This is a genomic window from Futiania mangrovi (assembly GCF_024158125.1).
In the GTDB taxonomy this organism is placed as follows: domain Bacteria; phylum Pseudomonadota; class Alphaproteobacteria; order Futianiales; family Futianiaceae; genus Futiania; species Futiania mangrovi.
In genome coordinates this window covers 310,353-328,914 of record NZ_JAMZFT010000002.1, presented here as the reverse complement: position 1 = coordinate 328,914, position 18,562 = coordinate 310,353, and the positions used below count along the sequence as shown (strand labels likewise).

General features: G+C 68.9%; 17 protein-coding genes. 2 read left to right on the top strand and 15 right to left on the bottom strand.

From position 1 onward, the window contains the following. Nucleotides 1-9 precede the first annotated feature (9 nt). Nucleotides 10-867, top strand: coding sequence for an enoyl-ACP reductase FabI (fabI, locus tag NJQ99_RS08470; protein WP_269332394.1), 858 nt, complete (start codon nt 10-12; stop codon nt 865-867). A gap of 142 nt (nt 868-1,009) precedes the next feature. After that, a complete protein-coding gene (locus tag NJQ99_RS08465; RefSeq protein WP_269332393.1) occupies nt 1,010-1,633 on the top strand; it encodes an NYN domain-containing protein in 624 nt (207 codons plus the stop codon). 131 nt (nt 1,634-1,764) lie between these two features. On the opposite strand, the gene pnp is transcribed toward NJQ99_RS08465, so the two are convergent. The 15 genes from pnp to NJQ99_RS08390 all read right to left on the bottom strand — a co-directional run bounded on the left by pnp (nt 1,765) and on the right by NJQ99_RS08390 (nt 18,562). Beyond that, nucleotides 1,765-3,897: a polyribonucleotide nucleotidyltransferase gene (gene pnp / locus NJQ99_RS08460; RefSeq protein ID WP_269332392.1), complete on the bottom strand. Its 2,133-nt coding sequence runs from the start codon at nt 3,895-3,897 to the stop codon at nt 1,765-1,767. 259 nt (nt 3,898-4,156) lie between these two features. After that, entirely contained in the window at nt 4,157-4,426 is a 270-nt protein-coding gene (gene rpsO / locus NJQ99_RS08455; RefSeq protein WP_269332391.1) for a 30S ribosomal protein S15, read from the bottom strand. A 39-nt stretch (nt 4,427-4,465) separates the two neighbouring features. Further along, nucleotides 4,466-5,395, bottom strand: a complete 930-nt coding sequence (gene truB / locus NJQ99_RS08450) for a tRNA pseudouridine(55) synthase TruB (protein ID WP_269332390.1) — start codon at nt 5,393-5,395, stop codon at nt 4,466-4,468. A gap of 3 nt (nt 5,396-5,398) precedes the next feature. Continuing rightward, nucleotides 5,399-5,845, bottom strand: a complete 447-nt coding sequence (gene rbfA, locus NJQ99_RS08445) for a 30S ribosome-binding factor RbfA (protein WP_269332389.1) — start codon at nt 5,843-5,845, stop codon at nt 5,399-5,401. A gap of 79 nt (nt 5,846-5,924) precedes the next feature. Further along, nucleotides 5,925-8,528 (bottom strand): translation initiation factor IF-2, encoded by a 2,604-nt coding sequence (gene infB, locus NJQ99_RS08440; RefSeq protein ID WP_269332388.1) that lies wholly within the window; start codon nt 8,526-8,528, stop codon nt 5,925-5,927. A gap of 30 nt (nt 8,529-8,558) precedes the next feature. Further along, on the bottom strand, nt 8,559-9,212 hold the full coding sequence (locus NJQ99_RS08435; protein WP_269332387.1) for an RNA-binding protein: 654 nt from the start codon (nt 9,210-9,212) through the stop codon (nt 8,559-8,561). After that, nucleotides 9,209-10,870, bottom strand: a complete 1,662-nt coding sequence (gene nusA, locus NJQ99_RS08430; RefSeq protein WP_269332386.1) for a transcription termination factor NusA — start codon at nt 10,868-10,870, stop codon at nt 9,209-9,211. The genes NJQ99_RS08435 and nusA overlap by 4 nt, the downstream gene beginning before the upstream one ends. Nucleotides 10,871-10,877: 7 nt before the next feature. Then, nucleotides 10,878-11,420, bottom strand: a complete 543-nt coding sequence (gene rimP, locus NJQ99_RS08425; protein WP_269332385.1) for a ribosome maturation factor RimP — start codon at nt 11,418-11,420, stop codon at nt 10,878-10,880. Between the two features lie 125 nt (nt 11,421-11,545). Continuing rightward, the gene (gene trmB, locus NJQ99_RS08420; RefSeq protein WP_269332384.1) at nt 11,546-12,259 is read right to left on the bottom strand and encodes a tRNA (guanine(46)-N(7))-methyltransferase TrmB; all 714 of its coding nucleotides are present in this window, start codon (nt 12,257-12,259) and stop codon (nt 11,546-11,548) included. 67 nt (nt 12,260-12,326) lie between these two features. Further along, nucleotides 12,327-13,508 (bottom strand): methionine adenosyltransferase, encoded by a 1,182-nt coding sequence (gene metK / locus NJQ99_RS08415; protein WP_269332383.1) that lies wholly within the window; start codon nt 13,506-13,508, stop codon nt 12,327-12,329. A gap of 184 nt (nt 13,509-13,692) precedes the next feature. Then, the gene (locus NJQ99_RS08410; protein WP_269332382.1) at nt 13,693-14,094 is read right to left on the bottom strand and encodes a helix-turn-helix domain-containing protein; all 402 of its coding nucleotides are present in this window, start codon (nt 14,092-14,094) and stop codon (nt 13,693-13,695) included. A gap of 192 nt (nt 14,095-14,286) precedes the next feature. After that, nucleotides 14,287-15,924, bottom strand: coding sequence for an apolipoprotein N-acyltransferase (gene lnt / locus NJQ99_RS08405; protein WP_269332381.1), 1,638 nt, complete (start codon nt 15,922-15,924; stop codon nt 14,287-14,289). 33 nt (nt 15,925-15,957) lie between these two features. Continuing rightward, on the bottom strand, nt 15,958-16,872 hold the full coding sequence (locus NJQ99_RS08400; RefSeq protein ID WP_269332380.1) for a hemolysin family protein: 915 nt from the start codon (nt 16,870-16,872) through the stop codon (nt 15,958-15,960). Nucleotides 16,873-16,970: 98 nt separating this feature from the next. Continuing rightward, nucleotides 16,971-17,552 (bottom strand): rRNA maturation RNase YbeY, encoded by a 582-nt coding sequence (gene ybeY / locus NJQ99_RS08395; protein WP_331283297.1) that lies wholly within the window; start codon nt 17,550-17,552, stop codon nt 16,971-16,973. Nucleotides 17,553-17,572: 20 nt separating this feature from the next. Continuing rightward, entirely contained in the window at nt 17,573-18,562 is a 990-nt protein-coding gene (locus tag NJQ99_RS08390; protein WP_269332379.1) for a PhoH family protein, read from the bottom strand.

The following is an 18,562-nucleotide window of genomic DNA, read 5'->3' as shown; positions in this document are numbered from 1 at the left end:
ACCCTGCGAATGAACGACACCAACGAAGGTCCGCGCGCGCCTGCGCCGGGCGCACTCATGGCCGGCAAGCGCGGGCTGGTGATGGGCGTGGCAAACGACCATTCGATCGCATGGGGCATCGCGCGCGCGCTGGCCGCGCACGGGGCCGAGCTTGCCTTCACCTACCAGGGCGAAGCCTTCGGCCGCCGCGTCGCGCCGCTGGCCGAGACGGTGGGCGCGCGCCTGACGCTGCCGGCGGACGTCTCCGACCCGGAGAGCCTCGACGAGGTCTTCGCCGCGCTGAAGGCGGAATGGGGCAAGATCGACTTCCTGGTCCACGCCATCGCCTATTCGGACAAGAACGAGCTGAAGGGCCGCTATGTCGACACGACGCGCGAGAACTTCCTGCGCACGCTCGACATCTCGTGCTTTTCGTTCACCGACATCGCGCGGCGCGCGGCCGACCTGATGACGGACGGCGGCGCACTCATCACGCTCACCTACCTGGGGGCGGAGCGGGTGATGCCGAACTACAACGTCATGGGCGTGGCGAAGGCTGCGCTGGAGGCGTCGGTGCGCTATCTCGCCAACGACCTGGGACCGCAGGGGATCCGGGTCAATGCGATCTCGGCCGGGCCGATGCGCACACTCGCGGGCTCCGCCATCGGGGATGCGCGCGCGGTCTTCCGCTTCAACAAGCGGCACAGCCCGCTGCGCCGGACGGTCGAACTGGAGGACGTGGGCGGCGCGGGGCTCTATCTGCTGTCGGATCTCGCGGCGGGTGTCACGGGCGAGGTGCACTTCGTCGACTCCGGCTTCAACGTCATCGGCATGCCGCACCCGCGCGACCTCGTCGACCCGGACATGGGCGCACCCAACGGGGGGTGAGGGGGTGCCCTGGGGATTGACTCCCCCTTGACTTTGTGACTCAAGGGGATCAGATTCGCTGCTACATTCCGCTAGGCTCGTAGGCGAGCATTATGTAGAAAGGGCTGCAACCTGTGTTGCGGCCCTTTCAGCATGTAGCGTCATGAAAACGGCAGTTTTGATCGACGGTGGACATCTTCGCGTTGCTGCGCGAAAGGATGGACAGGGCTACGACCCTGAGTTCGTGCGTGGATTTTCCTACGGTTTGACCGCCGACCGGGAAGTGCTGTTCCGCGTACTCTATTACGACTGCGCTCCCTATCGCGGATCGGTGCCACTTCCAATTTCCGGAAACAGGCACGAATTCAATGCTTCGGATGCCTGGCTGAAGGAGATCGCTGGATTCGACCTCTTTGCGGTTCGGCGTGGCGACCTGAAGTTCCGTGGTTTCAAGCCGAAAAGACGGGCGCAACGGGGCAGTGAGGGGCGTCCTCTGACAGATCAGGACTTCAAGCCCGATTTCGAGCAGAAGGGCGTCGACATGCGCATCGGCCTCGACATGGCCTCCTTCGCCTACGAGCGCAGCGTCGAAAGAATTATCCTCGTAAGCGCTGATACCGACTGCATTCCCGCGATGAAGCTGGTGAGAAAGGCCGGGCTCCAGGTGGTGCTGATCCAGTTGCCGGGCGCGCATCTTGCCCCGGAGCTGACGTGGCACGCGGACTTCGTGCGGACGGCAGGCTGGCCGATGGGGGCGTCTCCGCCAGTCGGCCGCGCGCAGGTATGACACTACATTCGCACGATGCGAACCGATACATGCCGCGACCATCGACACACTGAAAAGGGGACCCGCGAGGGTCCCCTTTGGCGTTGTGGAGTGCGGCCACCGGCCCGAGGGCCGGTGGCCGGGTGCAGACGTCAGTCCGCGTCCTTCTCCGCCTTCTCCTCGACGATCTCCTCGCCGGTTTCCTGGTCCACGACCTTCATCGACAGGCGGACCTTGCCGCGGTCGTCGAAGCCCAGCAGCTTCACCTTCACGATGTCGCCCTCATTGACCACGTCGGTGGTCTTGGCGACCCGCTCCTTCGCGAGCTGGGAGATGTGCACGAGGCCATCGCGCGCGCCGAAGAAGTTCACGAAGGCGCCGAAGTCGACGACCTTCACGACGCGGCCCTCGTAGATCGCGCCCACTTCCGGCTCCGCCACGATCTCGTGGATGCGCTTGCGCGCCGCGTCGATCGCCGACTTGTTCGGCGAGGCGATCTTGATCGTCCCGTCGTCGGAGATGTCGACCTTGGCGCCCGAGGTTTCCACGATGTCGCGGATGACCTTGCCGCCCGTGCCGATCACTTCGCGGATCTTGTCGACGGGGATGTTCATCACCTCGATGCGCGGGGCGTAGTCGGACAGCTGCCCGGTCCCGGCCTGCGCCTTCGTCATCTCGCCCAGGATGTGCATGCGGCCGTCCTTGGCCTGGCCAAGCGCCTTCTGCATGATGTCCTTGGTGATGCCAGCGATCTTGATGTCCATCTGCAGCGACGTCACACCCGCTTCGGTGCCGGCGACCTTGAAGTCCATGTCGCCGAGGTGGTCCTCGTCGCCGAGGATGTCGGACAGAACGGCGAAGCGGTCCTCTTCCTTGATGAGGCCCATGGCGATGCCCGCAACCGGCCGCTTCAGCGGCACGCCCGCGTCGAGCATGGCGAGCGTTCCGCCGCACACCGTCGCCATCGAGGACGAGCCGTTCGACTCCGTGATCTCGGACACGAGGCGGAGCGTGTAGGGGAACTCCTCCGGGCTCGGAAGGGCGGCGCGCAGGGCCCGCCACGCGAGCTTGCCGTGGCCGATCTCGCGGCGGCCGGGCGAACCCATGCGGCCAACCTCGCCGACCGAATAGGGCGGGAAGTTGTAGTGCAGCAGGAAGCGCTGGCGGGAATTGCCCTCGAGCGCGTCGATGATCTGCTCGTCCTCGCCCGTGCCCAGCGTCATGACGCAGAGCGCCTGCGTCTCGCCGCGGGTGAACAGCGCAGAGCCGTGCGTGCGCGGAAGCACGCCCGTCTCGCACACGATCTGGCGGACCGTGACGAGGTCGCGGCCGTCGATGCGCTTGCCGGTGTCGAGAATCTGGCCGCGCACGACGTCCTGCTCGGCCTTCTTGAAGGCGGTCTTCACCTCGCCCTCGGAAAGGGTGCCCGCCTCGAACTCGGGCGCCAGGTCGGCCATCAGCGCGTCGCGGACCGCGTCCACGCGGGCGCGGCGTTCGGTCTTGTCGACGATGGAATAGGCCTCGGCGAGACCCGCACGCACGGCGTCCTTGACGCGCGCCTGCACGTCCTTGTCGGCTGGCTGCGGCAGCGGCCAGGGCTCTTTGCCCGCCTCCTCCGCGAGGTCGATGATCATGTCGATCACCGGCTGCATCTGCTCGTGCCCGAACATCACGGCGCCGAGCATCTCGTCCTCGGACAGCTCCTGCGCCTCGGATTCGACCATCATGACCGCCTCGGCGGTGCCGGCCACGACGAGGTCGAGCTTCGACTCCGGCAGTTCGGCATAGGTCGGGTTGAGCACGAAGGCGCCGTCCTTGAAGCCGACGCGCGCGCCGCCGATCGGGCCCATGAAGGGCACGCCCGAGACGGTCAGGGCGGCGGACACCGCGACCATGGCGACCACGTCGGGGTCGTTCTCCATGTCATGGCTCAGCACGGTTGCGACGACCTGCGTCTCGTTCTTGAAGCCTTCGAAGAAGAGCGGGCGGATCGGCCGGTCGATGAGGCGCGAGGTCAGCGTCTCCTTATCCGTCGGCCGTCCTTCGCGCTTGAAGAAGCCGCCGGGGATCTTGCCGGCTGCGTAGAACTTCTCCTGGTAGTTCACGGTCAGCGGAAAGAAGTCGAGCCCCGGCTTGGGCTGCCGCGCCGCGACGACCGTCGCGAGCACCGTCGTGTCGCCATAGGTGGCGAGCACCGCGCCGTCGGCCTGCCGCGCCATGCGGCCCGTTTCCAGGGTCAGCGTGCGGCCGCCCCATTCCATTTCCTTGCGAGTAATCTTGAACATGTCTGTCCTTCCCATGGCGCCCGCCGGATTGCAGGCACCCTCGTCAATCCGGCGGCCGAACAGGTTGGACGACCGCCATCGGTGAGGCCGGGCCGGACGCATCATTGCGCCCCTGTCGCCCGGAAAGCCGCCGCGTCACCTCATGCGGCGCGGCGGAAACGACGAAAGCCCCGGCAAGGACGGGACGACCCGTCCAGGGGGGCTAGCGTCCGGATCGGCCGCCCGGGAGTGCGAGGCACGGCGGGCGGCGGGACCGGCATCAGCGGCGCAGGCCGAGACGCTGGATGATATCGGTATAACGCTGCACGTCCTTGCGCTTGAGGTAATCAAGCAGACGGCGGCGCTGGCTGACCATCTTCAGAAGGCCGCGCCGGGAGTGATTGTCCTTGGCGTGGGTCTTGAAGTGGTCGGTGAGGTTGTTGATCCGCTCGGTCAGGATCGCGACCTGCACTTCGGGCGAGCCGGTGTCGCCGGTGCCCTTGGCGAATTCCTGGATGAGCGCGGTCTTGCGCTCCGCAGTGATCGACATCGGTACTGTCCTCTCGTTCGAAGGGCTGCCCGCGAGGGGTCAGCCCAGGTTCAGGATGCGACGCGGATGGAACCGGCCTCCCGCGATCACGCCCAGCGCGAGCGGACGACCGTCCGCCAATGCCAGCGCGTCGATCTCTTCGGCCGGATCGTAGCCCGCGACGCTGATGGCCTGCCCGTGTCCCACAAGCTCGGCCAGCCTGCCGGCCAAGGCCAGCGCCGGGATGTCGTCCAGCGCGGTCTCGAGCGGCAGCAATGCGCCGGAGAGGGACCCCCCCTCCGGACCGGCGCCCTTATGGCCCAGTTGTTCCAGCGAATCCAGCGAAATCGCGTCCTCCTCGCCGAACGGCGCGACGCGGGTGCGGCGCAAGGCGACGACATGGGCGCAGGTGCCGAGCGCCGCGCCCAGATCGCGGGCGAGCGCGCGGACATAGGTGCCCTTGCCGCAGGTGACCTCCAGAACCGCGTGATCGGGGTCGGGTCGGTCCACCAGGGTCAGGGCGTCGATCTCGACCGGCCGGGCTTCCAGCACCACCTCCTCGCCGTCGCGTGCGAGGTCGTAGGCGCGCTCGCCCTCGACCTTGATCGCGGAAAAGGCGGGCGGGCGCTGCAGGATCTCACCCGTGAAGGCGGGCAGGGCCGAGCGGATCTCCGCATCGGTGGGGCGTGCGTCCGAGGTGGCGACCGTCTTGCCCTCTGCGTCGTCGGTGTTCGTCGCGATACCGAAGCGGAGGGTGAAGCGGTAGGCCTTCTCGCCCTCCATCACATAGGGCACGGTCTTGGTCGCCTCGCCCAGTGCGATGGGAAGCAGGCCGGTCGCCAGCGGGTCGAGCGTGCCGGCATGACCCGCCTTGGCCGCGTCGAACAGGTTGCGGACCTTGGCCACGGCCTGCGTGGACGTCATGCCGAGCGGCTTGTCGAGCACGATCCAGCCATGAACCGGCCGGCCCCTGTTGCGCTTGCGGCCCATGGTTCAGACGTCCTCGTCCCGCGCGTCCCCCGTGCCCCGTGGGCCGCCGCGATCGCCGATGTCGCGGCGTACCTTTTCGGAGCGCAGGATCTGGTCGATGTGGGAGGCGGTTTCGAACGAGGTGTCGGGTTCGAAATGCAGTTCGATCGCGTACTTGAGGCGCATCTCGCGCGCGAGGCGCGTGCGGATCTGCCCCGCCGCGCGCTTCAGTGCCCGGCCCGCCGCCGCCATGCCCGCGGCATCGGCACCGAGCGGTGCGAAGAACACGGTCGCATGCTTGAGGTCCGGGCTGGTGCGCACCTCGGTGATTGTGAGCGTGAGGCCGGTGAGGTCGGGGTCGTGGATCTCGCCCCGCATCAGCAGGTCGGCGATCGTGCGGCGGACGAGTTCGCCCACGCGCAACTGCCGCTGCGACGGCCCTTCGGAGGACTTGCGGTGATGACGGCTCATGTCGGTCGGGTCCCGAAATGGAGACGGCCCCGCCCGCAGTGTGCGGTTCGCGGGACCGTCCCCGGTTCCATCGGCGGGCTTACAGCGTCCGCTTGATCTTCTGCACGTCGAAGATCTCGATGACGTCGCCCGGCTGGATGTCCTGGTAGTTCTGGAAGGCCATGCCGCACTCCTGCCCGGCGTGGACCTCCTTCACCTCGTCCTTGAACCGCTTCAGCGTGGACAGCGTGCCCTCGTGGATCACCACGTTGTCGCGGATCAGTCGGACCTTGGCGTCGCGGCGGGCGACGCCCTCGGTCATGCGGCAGCCCGCGACCTTGCCGACCTTGGTGATGTTGAAGACCTCGAGGATCTCCGCATTGCCAAGGAACGTCTCGCGCAGTTCCGGCTCCAGCAGGCCCTCGAGCGCGGCCTTGAGATCGTCCACCAGGTCGTAGATGACCGAGTAGTAGCGGATCTCGGTCTTGTTCCGTTCCGCCAGGTCGCGCGCCTGCTTGTTGGCACGGACGTTGAAGCCGATGACGACGGCGTTCGATGCCTCGGCAAGCGTGACGTCGCTTTCGGTGATGCCGCCGACGCCGCCGTGCAGGACGCGCACCGCAACCTCGTCGGTGGACATCTTCTCCAGCGCGCCCTGGATCGCCTCGACCGAGCCTTGCACGTCGGCTTTGAGGACGATCGGGACCTCCTTGCGTTCGCCTTCCTTGAGCTGCGACATCATCTGGTCGAGCGACCGAATGACCGGAGCCGCCTGCGTCTCGCGCAGCTTGCGCTGGCGGTAGTCGACGATCTCGCGGGCGCGGGATTCGTTCTCCACCACGGCGAACTCGTCACCGGCATCCGGCGCGCCCGAGAGGCCGAGGATCGCAACCGGCACGGACGGTCCGGCTTCGTCGACGCGCTCTCCCCGCTCGTTCTCCATGGCGCGGACCTTGCCCCAGTGGGCACCCGCCACGACGATGTCGCCGACGCGCAGCGTGCCGCGCTGAACAAGCATGGTGCCGACCGCGCCGCGGCCCTTGTCGAGCTGCGCCTCGATCACGACGCCCTCGGCATCGCGGTCGGGGTTCGCCTTCAGCTCCAGAACCTCGCTCTGCAGGATGATCGCGTCGATGAGCTTGTCGAGGTTCATCCGCTTGAGGGCCGAAACCTCGACCTCCAGCGTGTCGCCGCCCATGCTCTCCACGACGATCTCGTGGCTCAGCAGTTCGGTGCGCACGCGGTTCGGATCGGCGCCCGGCTTGTCGATCTTGTTGATCGCCACGATGATCGGAACATTCGCGGCCTTGGCGTGCGAGATCGCCTCGATCGTCTGGGGCATGACACCGTCGTCGGCCGCGACCACCAGGACGACGATGTCCGTGACCTTTGCACCGCGCGCCCGCATCGCGGTGAATGCGGCGTGGCCCGGCGTGTCGATGAAGGTGATGCGGTCGCCCGACTCCAGCCGGACCTGGTAGGCGCCGATATGCTGGGTGATCCCGCCGGCCTCGCCGGAGACGACGTCGGTGGAGCGCAGTGCGTCGAGCAGCGAGGTCTTGCCGTGGTCGACATGGCCCATCACGGTGACGATGGGCGGCCGCGGCTTCGTGTCCTCGGCCTTGTCATCCGGGCTCTTGAAGCCGATCTCGACGTCGGCTTCGGACACGCGCTTCACGGCGTGGCCGAACTGCCCGATCACGACCTCGGCGGTGTCGGCGTCGATCGTCTGGTTGATCGTCGCCATGATGCCGAGCTTCATCAGCTCCTTCACCACGTCCGCGCCGCGTTCGGCCATCCGGTTTGCAAGTTCCTGGACGGTGATGGCGTCCGGCAGCACGACCTCGCGCGTGATCTTCTGGCGGCTTTCCAGAAGCTCCCGGTGGGCACGCCTCTCCCGCTCCCGCTGGCGGCGGAAGGACGCAAGCGAGCGCACCCGCTCATCGTCGGACTCGAAGGCGTTGGCGAGCGTCAGCTTGCGCGGGCGGCCCTTGCCGTCGGCCTTGCGCACGGCAGGTGTCGCGGATTTCACGACGGCCTTCCCGCGTCCGCGGCGAAGCTCCTCCTCCTCCTCGGCGGCGGTGCGGGCACGCGGCGGCAGCGGCGCGCGGGCCACAGGCTTCGCCGCCGGGGCAGGGGCTTCCTGCGCCGGTTCGGGCGTGGACGGCTGGGCCGCCTGCTCGGTCCGGCGATCGGCGTCTTCGGCTGCCTTGCGCTTGCTCTCTTCCTCGGCCGCGCGGCGGGTTTCCTCGTCCCGGCGGCGGGCTTCGGCCTCCTCGCGCTCGCGGCGCTGGCGTTCTTCCTCGGCGGCGCGGCGCTTCGCCTCCTCGGCGGCACGGCGCCGGGCCTCCTCCTCGGCGGAGCGCGCGGATTGCAGCGCCTTCGCGCGCGCCTCGCGCTCCTGCTCGGTCAGGGTGGGCAGCACCATCCCGCCCGACGGCTTCGGGGCCGGACGGCTTGCCTCGCCGCGGGGGGCCGGCTTGGCCACCTTCGGTTCAGACACGCGGGGCTGCGGCTCGACCGTCTTGGCAGGCGCCTCGCCCGGCACGATCCGCTTGCGCTTCTTCTCGACCACGACCGCCTTGGTCCGGCCATGAGAGAAGCTCTGGCGCACCTGTCCGGTTTCCACGCCGCGCTTCAGGCTCAAGGTCTTGCGACCCTCAGCGCCCTGCGTCTTGTCGCCTGTGTTGTTCGTTTCGCTCATACCGCTCGTCTTGGCTTTCGTCCGGAACTTCTACCGACCTTCGGGCGCGGGGGCCGTAAAACCCGCATAACGCCGCGCTTCCGTCAGGAGCCTGTCAGTCAGGCCGCCCCGGATGAGCGCAGCATGTACCACACTTTCCCGCCCCAATGCCAAACCCAATTCCTCCGCGGTAAAAACGCGCAGCAGGGGCACCCCGCGCGCCTTCCCGGCAATCTTGCGCAATCCGTCCTCCGCGCCGTCGGCGGCATGGAAGACGAGCGCCACACGTCCGGCCTGCGGCCCGGACAGAAGCGCGGACACCAGTTCGGCGCCCGCCGTGACAAGACCTGCACCGCGCGCCTGGCCCAGCAGGGCGAGACAGCGCTCACGCAAGAGGCGGGCGCAGAGGTCCGCGAGATCTGGCTGCGCCAAAACCTGGGCCTTCGCAGCGCGGGCGAACGCCTTGCGCTTCACCGCCTGCCCGACCGCCTCGCGCGTGGCCGTCACCCAAAGGCCGCGGCCCGGAAGCTTGCCCGCCAGGTCGGGCACGACTGTTCCGTCGGGCCCCGCCACGAAGCGGATCATCTCCGCCTTCGGCCGGGTCTCGCCGGTTGCGATACACCGGCGGAAGGTACCGGCCTCCTCGCCGCCGCCGCCGAACATCGCTGCCCGGCGGGCTGCCCGGGTCGTGCTGCCTGCGGTCAAGCCGTGGTGTCCTCCGCAGCGTCTTCGGCCGCGTCGCCGTCGTCTTCGCCGTCCTCGCCGAGGTCTTCGTCCCCCGGCTCGCCGCGGGCGGCGGCAGCGTCCTGCTCGGTCATCCAGCCGATGCGCACGCGCGCCTCGATGATCAGGTTCTCGGCGTCGGTCGCGTCGAGGTCGAAGCTCTCCAGCAGGCCGTCGACGCGGGTGCGCTGGCCGCCGATCTCGTCCCAGCCGCCCACAAGCTCGTCGGCGGTCAGGCCGGCGAAGTCCTCTACCGTCTTGATGCCGTCCTCGCCCAGCGCCACCAGCATCCCGGCGGTCAGGCCGGGAAGCGAGGCCAGGTCGTCGCTGACGCCCAGCTCCTTGCGCCGCGCCTCCAGCTCGGCGTCGCGGCGGGCGAGATAGTCGCGCGCGCGCTCCTGCAGGGCCTCGGCGGTCTCCTCGTCGAAACCGTCGATGGCGGTCAGCTCGTCGAGGTCGACATAGGCAACCTCCTCGGCCGAGGTGAAGCCCTCCGCCGCGAGCAGCTGGCCGATGGTCTCGTCCACATCGAGCGCCTCGACGAAGAGATCGGTACGCTCGGCGAATTCCTTCTGGCGGCGCTCCGACTCCTCGGCCTCGGTCAGGATGTCGATTTCCCAGCCGGTCAGCTGCGAGGCGAGGCGGACGTTCTGGCCGCGCCGGCCGATGGCGAGGGAGAGCTGCTCGTCCGGCACCACGACCTCGATGCGGCCCGCGTCCTCGTCGAGCACCACCTTGGCAACCTCGGCGGGCGCCAGTGCGTTCACGACGAAGGTGGCGGCGTCGGGCGACCAGGGGATGATGTCGATGCGCTCGCCCTGAAGCTCCTGCACCACGGCCTGCACGCGGCTGCCGCGCATGCCGACGCAGGCGCCGACGGGATCGATCGAGCTGTCGCGCGAGACCACCGCGATCTTGGCGCGGCTGCCCGGGTCGCGCGCGACGCCCATGATCGTGATGATGCCGTCGTAGATCTCCGGCACCTCCATGGCGAACAGCTTGCCCATGAATTCCGGCCGCGTGCGCGACAGGAAGATCTGCGGCCCGCGCGCCTCGCGCCGCACGTCGTAGACATAGGCGCGGATCCGGTCGCCGGTCTTGTAAAGCTCGCGCGGGATCATCTCGTCCCGGCGCACGATGCCCTCGCCGCGGCCGAGGTCGACGATGACGTTGCCGTACTCGACCCGCTTGACCTGGCCGTTCACGATCTCGCCGATGCGGTCCTTGTACTCGTCGTACTGGCGCTCGCGCTCGGCGTCGCGGACCTTCTGGACGATGACCTGCTTGGCGGTCTGCGCCGCGATGCGGCCGAAGTCGATGGGGGGCAGCGGCTCCGCGATGAAGTCGCCGACGATGGCGGCCGGGTTGCGGCGCTGGGCCGAGACGAGGTCGATCTCGGTGGCGTCGTTCTCCACCTTCTCCACGACCTCGCGCAGGCGCGACAGCTCGATGTTGCCGTTGCGCCGGTCGATCGTCGCCTTGATCGTGTGCTCGGCACCATAGCGGGACCGGGCGGCGCGCTGGATGGCCTCTTCCATGGCCTCGAGCACGATTTCGCGGTCGATCGATTTCTCGCGCGCGACCGCGTCCGCGATCTGCAACAGCTCCAGCCTGTTTGCGCCAACTGCCGTGGGTGCCATGTCGCCTCTACTCCTTCTCGCCGCCGGCCGCCGCCGCGCGGGTTTTCGTCGCCTCGATCAGGGCGTCGGTCAGCACGAGCTTGGCGCCCGACACGAGGTCGAGCGGCAGCGCGGCGATTTCTCCGCCGTCCAGTTCCATGCGCAGCACCGTTCCCTCGGGCCCATCCTCGAGCCCCAGGATCGTGCCGCGCCAGCGCCGGCGCCCGTCGATGGGGGACGCCGTCTCGACCTTCGCCACGTGTCCGGCATAGGCCGCGAAATCCTTGTCCCGCGTGAGCGGGCGGTCGATGCCGGGCGAGGACACCTCCAGGGCATAGCGGCCCTGGATCGGGTCCTCCACGTCGAGGATCGCCGAAAGCTCGCGTGAGAGCGCGGCGCAATCGTCGATGTTCACCGTGCCGTCTGCCCGCTCCGTCATGATCTGAAGAACGGCGCGGTCGCCGCCGGTCATGCGCACGCGCACGATCTCCAGCCCCAGCGTTTCCGCGACCGGCGCGGCAAGCTCGGCAATCTGCTGTTCGATCGGCGATGCGGCGATCCTGCGCTCCATGCGCTCCCGTCCACGGTTCGTCGGACTTGGCGGACCGGCCCCCAAGAAGAAAGCGGGCCCCGAGGGGCCCGCTTCCACAGGAAGCCGAATTTGGATCGGAGATATAAACCCGCGCGCCCTGCTTTTCAAGCCTCGCGGCGGAAGGTGAGGTAGACGGGCACGCGGCCGGCCTTGAGCGCCTTCGCCTCGTACCGCGTGCCGGGCCAGCCGGGGAAGGGCGTGCGCCAGTCGGCGGCAGTGCGCGCCAGCCAGCGGAAGCGCCTGTCGGGAACGAGTTGCTGCAGCGTCCAGCGGGCGTAATCCGGGATGTCGGTCGCCACGCAGAGCAGTGCGCCGGGCTTCATGGTGCGGGCGAGCGCATCGCGCGTATCGGCCTGCACGAAGCGGCGCTTGTGGTGACGCAGCTTCGGCCAGGGATCGGGATAGAGCAGGTCCACCTGATCGATCGCGCCGTCGGGCAGCGCGTCGAGCACGTCGCGCGCGTCCCCGTCCCACACCCGGACATTGGCAAGGCCGCCCGCCTCGATCTGCGCCAGCATCTTGGCGGCGCCGTTGAGGAAGGGTTCGCAGCCGATGAAGCCCGTGTCCGGACACTCCGCCGCGCGGGCCGCGAGGTGCTCTCCGCCGCCGAAGCCGATCTCGAGCCGCAGGCCGGTCATGGGGCGGCCGAACAGCCCAGCCGGATCGAGCGGCAGGACACGGCCCCCGGCGTCGCGGGCGACGGGCACGCGGATGCGCGGGAGGAGGGTCTCGATCAGCGCCGCCTGGCGCGGTTTCAACGGCTTGCCGACGCGCCGGCCGTGCAGCTTGCGCCGGCGCCGGTCCGGTGTCTCGGTCATGGTGCTGAGCATCCCGGTCGGGAGCGGACGGGGGCGCGGCTGCGTGCGCCGCAGCCCCCGGCGCAGATCAGGCGAAGGCGGACTTCAGCTGGTCGACGAGGTCCAGCTTCTCCCACGAGAAGCCGCCGTCGTCTTCCGGGTTGCGGCCGAAGTGGCCATAGGCAGCGGTGCGCGCATAGATCGGGCGCGACAGGCCCAGATGCTCGCGGATGCCGCGCGGCGAGAGGTCCATCAGGTCGCGCAGGACCGTTTCCAGCTTCGCCTCGTCGACCCGGCCCGTGCCGGAGAAGTCGACGTAGACCGACAGGGGTTTCGACACGCCGATCGCGTAGGAGACCTGGATCGTGCACTTCGAGGCGAGGCCCGCGGCCACAACGTTCTTGGCGAGGTAGCGGCAGGCATAGGCGGCCGAGCGGTCGACCTTGGTCGGGTCCTTGCCGGAGAACGCGCCGCCGCCGTGCGGGGCAGCGCCGCCATAGGTGTCGACGATGATCTTGCGGCCCGTGAGACCCGCGTCGCCGTCCGGCCCGCCGATCACGAAGCGGCCGGTGGGGTTCACGTAGAATTCCGGCTCCGGGCACATCCAGCCGTCGGGCAGCACGCCGCTGACGTAGGGGCGCACGAACTCGCGCACCGCCTGCTGGTCGTACTTCTCAAGGTGCTGGGTCGAGACGACGATGGAGGTCGCCCCAACCGGGCGGCCGTCCTCGTATCGCAGGGTGACCTGGCTCTTGGAATCGGGACCGAAGGGGAACTCCTCCCCGTTCGCGCGGGCGCGGTGGCGGGCTTCCGCCATGCGGCGCAGGATCAGGTGCGAATAATAGATCGGTGCCGGCATGTAGGCCGGCGTCTCGTCGCAGGCGTAGCCGAACATGATGCCCTGGTCGCCCGCGCCCTCGTCCTTGTTGCCCGTGGCGTCGACGCCGACAGCGATGTCCTGGGACTGGGCATGGAGGTAGACGTGGATGTCCGCGTTCTGCCAGTGGAAACCCGCCTGTTCGTAGCCGATGTCGCGCACGGCCATGCGGGCGACATGGGCGATCTGGTCCTTGGTGATGGTTTCAGGCCCGCGCACCTCGCCGGCCAGCACGATCCGGTTCGTCGTCGTCAGGGTTTCGCAGGCGACACGCGCATAGGGGTCGGCTGCCAGGTAGAGGTCGACAACCGCGTCGGAAATGCGGTCGCAGACCTTGTCCGGATGCCCCTCGGACACGGATTCGCTGGTGAAGAGGTAGGATTTGCGCGCCATGAACGGATCCCCTTGCCTGTCGCGGGCGGGGCCACCCCGGCCGGTCCGGGGGGCAAACGGAAATGTCGGGTGCGTCCGCCTGAAAGCGGGCCGCGCCGAATGACGCGCCGTTTTGCAGATTCAGGAACGCAGCGTCAAGCGCGACCGCAAGCCTGGCGGCGTGCAGGTGCGCTCGGGGACAAGGTCAGGCAGGGGTAGCCAGCGCTTCCACGTGCTCGACGACGGACCGCTTGAGGGCCGGATTCTCGATCCGCTGGAAGGAACGGGCGAGCCGCATGCCATCGCCGGACCGCAGGAAGTCGATCAGCTCGTCGCTGGTCTCGTCCTCGGCGAAACCGGCGGCGATCGAGAAGCCCTCGTCCGCGCCGTCGAAGAAATAGCTGACCGGAACCTCCAGGATCTGCGCGATCTCGTAAAGACGGCTCGCGCTGACGCGGTTGGTCCCCTTCTCGTATTTCTGGACCTGCTGGAAGGTCACGCCCAGCTCCTCGCCCAGCCGCTCCTGGCTGATGCGCCTGAGCGTGCGGCGCATCCGCAGGCGCATGCCCACGTAGATGTCGATGGGGTGGGGGGACTTGTCCAGCATGGCAACGGGACCCTCTGACAGTCAGGCGATGCTGTCCGCACACCGCCTGCGTGCATACGGCGCCCGTCCCCGGTCTCTTGATGCAGAAAGCATGTCCTGGCCGAAAGTCGGGCTAGAGCCGGCCGTGACGGACACACTTCCCCAAGACCGTACCGAACTCGCACACATATGTATGGAAATATGCAACACACGTCAAGCGTGTTTTTGCATACGTCTGCTCGTCCGTCGCTGGTGGCCGCGCAGGACCGCGAGCCCGATGACCACCAGCGCCGCCGCCAGTGCGGCCGGTACCGCCACGGCAGGCCCCGCTGGCCGGGGGAGCGCCGGAGGTAGCGCCACGTCGCGCGCCCCGGCCGTGGCGAGCGGGATTGCCGCGCGCAGCCGGCCATGGGAGTCGATCAGGGCGGAGACGCCGGTATTGGCCGCGCGGACCACCGGCAGGCCTTCGATCACCGCGCGCAGGCGGGCGGCCGCCAGATGCTGGTACGGTCCGGTCGTTGTTCCGAACCAGGCGTCGTTGGTCACGTTCACGATGGCGCGAGGCCGGTCCTGTCCGCTGGCGATCCGGCCGCCGAACAGGATCTCGTAGCAGACGAGTGGCGCCACCAGCGTTTGCGAGGAGCCGGCGCGCAGGAGGCCCTGCCGGTCGCCGCCGGGCGTGAAGCCGCCCCGGATGCCGGTCAGCTGGGTGATGCCGATGGCTTCCATCAGCGGTTGCAGCGGCAGGTACTCCCCGAACGGCACCAGGTGTGCCTTGTCGTACACGGCGGCAATCCGGCCATCGGGTGCGATCGACATGACGCTGTTGAAGAAGGTGCGCACGTCGTCCGCGCCCTCTTCCATCCGCTGCTGTCCGGTGACGAGCCAGGCGCCGCCGAGGGTGGCAGCAATGGCCTCCAGCGCCTCGGGCGTCCGGTCGAGCAGGAAGGGCAGCGCGCTTTCCGGCCAGACGACCATATCCACGCCCTCGAACCCGGGTGCGCCGGCGCCGCGCGTGGCGTCCAGGTACTGCGCGAAGATCTGCCGACGCTGCTCCGGCGCCCATTTCATCTTCTGCGGGATGTTGGGCTGGACGATGCGGACGACCGGTGCGTCCGGATCGGCTGCGCCCGCGCCGCCTGCCGGCAGCCGCCAGTATCCGAAGCCTGCCTGGGCTCCCAGCAACAGCGCGGGCAGCAGGAGCGCGGCCGCCCGGCGCGCGGGCGACGCCTCAGCCACAAGCAGGAGTGCCGGCAGCAGTGCCAGCCCCAGCGTCCACGCGGTCAGCCCGTCGAGGCCCAGAAGGGCCGCCGTCTGCATCATCGGGTCCGAGCCCGCCCACACATGGGCGGGCAGGTTCCAGGGAAAGCCGGTGAGGATGCGCATGCGCAGCGCCTCGGCGAGAACCAGCGCGCCCCAGAGGGCGGCAAGGCGCATCGCCGGCGTCCGGCCCGCCCAGGCTGCAAGCCCCGCCGCGGCGCCCCAGAACAGCGCGAGCCCCGCGGGCAGGCCCGCGACGGCGACCGGCAGCAGGATGGCGAAGCGTTCCGCATCCACGAGGAATGCCTCGCCGATCCAGAAGAGGCCCGCAACGAAATAGCCGAAGCCGAACAGCCATCCCGCCAGGGCCGCCGCGCGTACAGGCCGCGGCCCTGCAGCGGAGGCCTCGATCGAGAGCGCGAGCAGGGGCCAGCAGAGGAAGATCAGCGGCCAGGCGAACGCGGGCGCCAGCGCCAGCGCCAGCAGCGCGCCCGCAAGGAGCGGGACAAGCGCACGTACGAAGCGCCCCTGTCCGGCGAGGATGCGGACAGGCGGCACCAGAGGCGCGGATCGGGTCGCGGTCAGAGACATGCGAGGCAACGGCGTGCGTATGGCGTGTGCACGTCAGGTGCGCACGGGCGGGCCGTCGCTCTCCGCACCCGGCCGGGCCTCCGGATCGGCGGGAGCGACAGATCCGCCGGATGCCCCCTCGGCAGGCGTGCGGCAGATGACCAGGCGCTTGATGCGGCGCGGATCGGCGTCGACGACCTCGAACTCCAGGCCGCCTTCGTGGCTGATGACCTCGCCGCGCTGCGGCACCCGGCCTGCCAGCGAGAAGACGAGGCCGCCCAGCGTGTCGACGTCCTCCTCCTTCTCGTGCGGCACGAGGTCGATGCCCACCAGTGGCTCGAACTCCTCGATCGGCGTGCGCGCGTCGGCCTCGAACGTGCCGTCGGGACGGGAGATCACCATCGGGTCCTCGTCCTCGTCATGCTCGTCCTCGATCTCGCCGACGATCTGCTCGACCAGGTCCTCGATGGTGACGAGGCCGTCGGTTCCGCCGTACTCGTCCACCACGATGGCAAGGTGGATGCGCGTGGTCTGCATCTTCAGAAGAAGGTCCACGACGGGCATGGAGGGCGGCACGAACAGAACTTCGCGGCGCAGCCGGTTGAGTGCGAAGGGCTTGCCGGACGATGTACCGCCGCCCCGCACATAGGGGATCAGGTCCTTGATGTGGACGATACCCACCGGGTGGTCGAGCGTGCGCCGGTAGATCGGCATGCGCGAGTGCGCCTCTTCCTCGAAGAGTGCGAGCACCTCGTCGAGGTTCGCGTCCTCCTCGACCGCGACGATGTCGGCGCGCGGTACCATGACGTCGTCGACCCGCATGCTGCGCAGCGCCAGCACGTTGAGGAGCATGGTCCGCTCCTCGGGCTTCAGAGAATGGTCGCCGGCTTCGCCCAGGGCGTCCTCGAGGCTTTCGCGCAAGCCTGCCTCGCCGCCGCGGCCGATGAGGCGGCCGAAGAAGCCTGCCATTCCGCTGCGTCCGTGGCCGTTGGTCCGGCCGCTACGCTCCGTGTCCGACGATGTCCAGCGATCCCCCTCGCGGGGACTTCGATCCGAGTTCGAGTCCGTCATGTCCGTGTCCGCGCGTGCGCGGACGTATCCTCCGGTTCCGTGTCGCCGCCATAGGGGTCGGGAAGCCCCAGGCCGGCGAGGATGTCTATTTCGAGGCCTTCCATCTCCCGCGCCTCGTCGTCCGTGATGTGATCATACCCCAGAAGATGAAGGGTTCCATGAACGCACAGATGGACGAAGTGGTGCGGCAGCGTCTTGCCCTGCGCCGCTGCCTCCCGCGCGATGGTCTCGCGCGCCAGAATCACGTCGCCGAGCGGAAAGCCCGTCTCTGCCTTCAGATCGTGCGGCAGGGCGCCCGCGTCAAGCGTGCCGCCCGATGACAGTGCGCGCGCCGCCGGGGCAGCGAGCGTCGGGAAGGAGAGCACGTTCGTCGGCCCGTCCTTGCCGCGCCATTCGGAATTGAGGCCTGCGATCTCCGCGTCGGAGGTGAGCAGCACCGACACCTCCACGTCCTGCGCGCCCGCGCCGAGCAGGCGGTCGAGCACGGCGCCCACCGCGGACCGCACCAGCGATTCGGCGTCGGCACAGGCGTCGTGCCCGGTCCAGGCGGGATCCTCGATCGCGATATCGACGGGCACTGTGCCTTTTCCTGCGTGCTTCAGGGCTTGCGGTCGAGCAGGCCACGCTCGGCCGCCGTGTAGGCCTGCACGATGCGCGTGACCAGCGGGTGACGGACCACGTCGCGCTCCCCGAACTCGACGATGCCGATGCCATCGACGCCGCCCAGCGTGGCCAGCGCATCCTTCAGCCCCGATTTCGAGCCGAGCGGCAGGTCCACCTGGCTAGGATCGCCGGTGATCGCCATGCGGCTGTTCTCCCCCATGCGGGTCAGGAACATCTTCATCTGGACGGGCGTGCAGTTCTGCGCCTCGTCGAGGATGACGAAGGCATTGGCGAGCGTGCGCCCGCGCATGAAGGCGAGGGGAGCCACCTCGATCTCGCCGCTTTCGAGGCGCTTCACCACCTCCTCGGCGGGCAGCATGTCGTAGAGCGCGTCGTAGAGCGGCCGCAGATAGGGGTCGATCTTCTCGCGCATGTCGCCGGGCAGGAAGCCCAGCCGCTCCCCCGCCTCGACGGCCGGGCGCGACAGGATGATCCGGTCGACCTTGCGCTCGAGATAGAAGGAGACCGCGAGCGCGACCGCCAGATAGGTCTTGCCCGTGCCCGCCGGCCCGATGCCGAACACGAGTTCGTTGGTCTTCAGCGCCTCGATATAGGCGCCCTGCGTGCCCGAGCGCGGCAGGATGCGGCGCTTCTTCGTGACGATGAGGTCGAGACCCCGGCCCGCGCCGTGCGCGCTGGCGCCGCCTTGCACGAGGCGGATCGCGCCGTCGACCTCGCCCGCGTCGATGCGCTGCCCGCCTGCGCGCCGGTCATAGAGCGCGTTGAGCGCGTCTGCCGCCTGCCCCCGGTCCGATGCCGCGCCCTGGATCGCGACGCGGTTGCCGCGGGTGGACACGGTCACGCCGAATGCCTTTTCCAGGCGGACGAGGTTCGCGTGATGCTCGCCCATCACATCGGCGAGCAGCCGGTTGTCCTCGAACTCCAGAAGCGTGGTATCGCCGGGCTCGTCGACGGGGGTGACCAA

Coding starts and splice junctions, on each gene's coding strand:
- fabI (WP_269332394.1), top strand. CDS start 10: ATGAACGACACCAACGAAGGTCCGCGCGCGCCTGCGCCGGGCGCACTC.
- NJQ99_RS08465 (WP_269332393.1), top strand. CDS start 1,010: ATGAAAACGGCAGTTTTGATCGACGGTGGACATCTTCGCGTTGCTGCG.
- pnp (WP_269332392.1), bottom strand. CDS start 3,897: ATGTTCAAGATTACTCGCAAGGAAATGGAATGGGGCGGCCGCACGCTG.
- rpsO (WP_269332391.1), bottom strand. CDS start 4,426: ATGTCGATCACTGCGGAGCGCAAGACCGCGCTCATCCAGGAATTCGCC.
- truB (WP_269332390.1), bottom strand. CDS start 5,395: ATGGGCCGCAAGCGCAACAGGGGCCGGCCGGTTCATGGCTGGATCGTG.
- rbfA (WP_269332389.1), bottom strand. CDS start 5,845: ATGAGCCGTCATCACCGCAAGTCCTCCGAAGGGCCGTCGCAGCGGCAG.
- infB (WP_269332388.1), bottom strand. CDS start 8,528: ATGAGCGAAACGAACAACACAGGCGACAAGACGCAGGGCGCTGAGGGT.
- nusA (WP_269332386.1), bottom strand. CDS start 10,870: ATGGCACCCACGGCAGTTGGCGCAAACAGGCTGGAGCTGTTGCAGATC.
- rimP (WP_269332385.1), bottom strand. CDS start 11,420: ATGGAGCGCAGGATCGCCGCATCGCCGATCGAACAGCAGATTGCCGAG.
- trmB (WP_269332384.1), bottom strand. CDS start 12,259: ATGACCGAGACACCGGACCGGCGCCGGCGCAAGCTGCACGGCCGGCGC.
- metK (WP_269332383.1), bottom strand. CDS start 13,508: ATGGCGCGCAAATCCTACCTCTTCACCAGCGAATCCGTGTCCGAGGGG.
- NJQ99_RS08410 (WP_269332382.1), bottom strand. CDS start 14,094: ATGCTGGACAAGTCCCCCCACCCCATCGACATCTACGTGGGCATGCGC.
- lnt (WP_269332381.1), bottom strand. CDS start 15,924: ATGTCTCTGACCGCGACCCGATCCGCGCCTCTGGTGCCGCCTGTCCGC.
- NJQ99_RS08400 (WP_269332380.1), bottom strand. CDS start 16,872: ATGGCAGGCTTCTTCGGCCGCCTCATCGGCCGCGGCGGCGAGGCAGGC.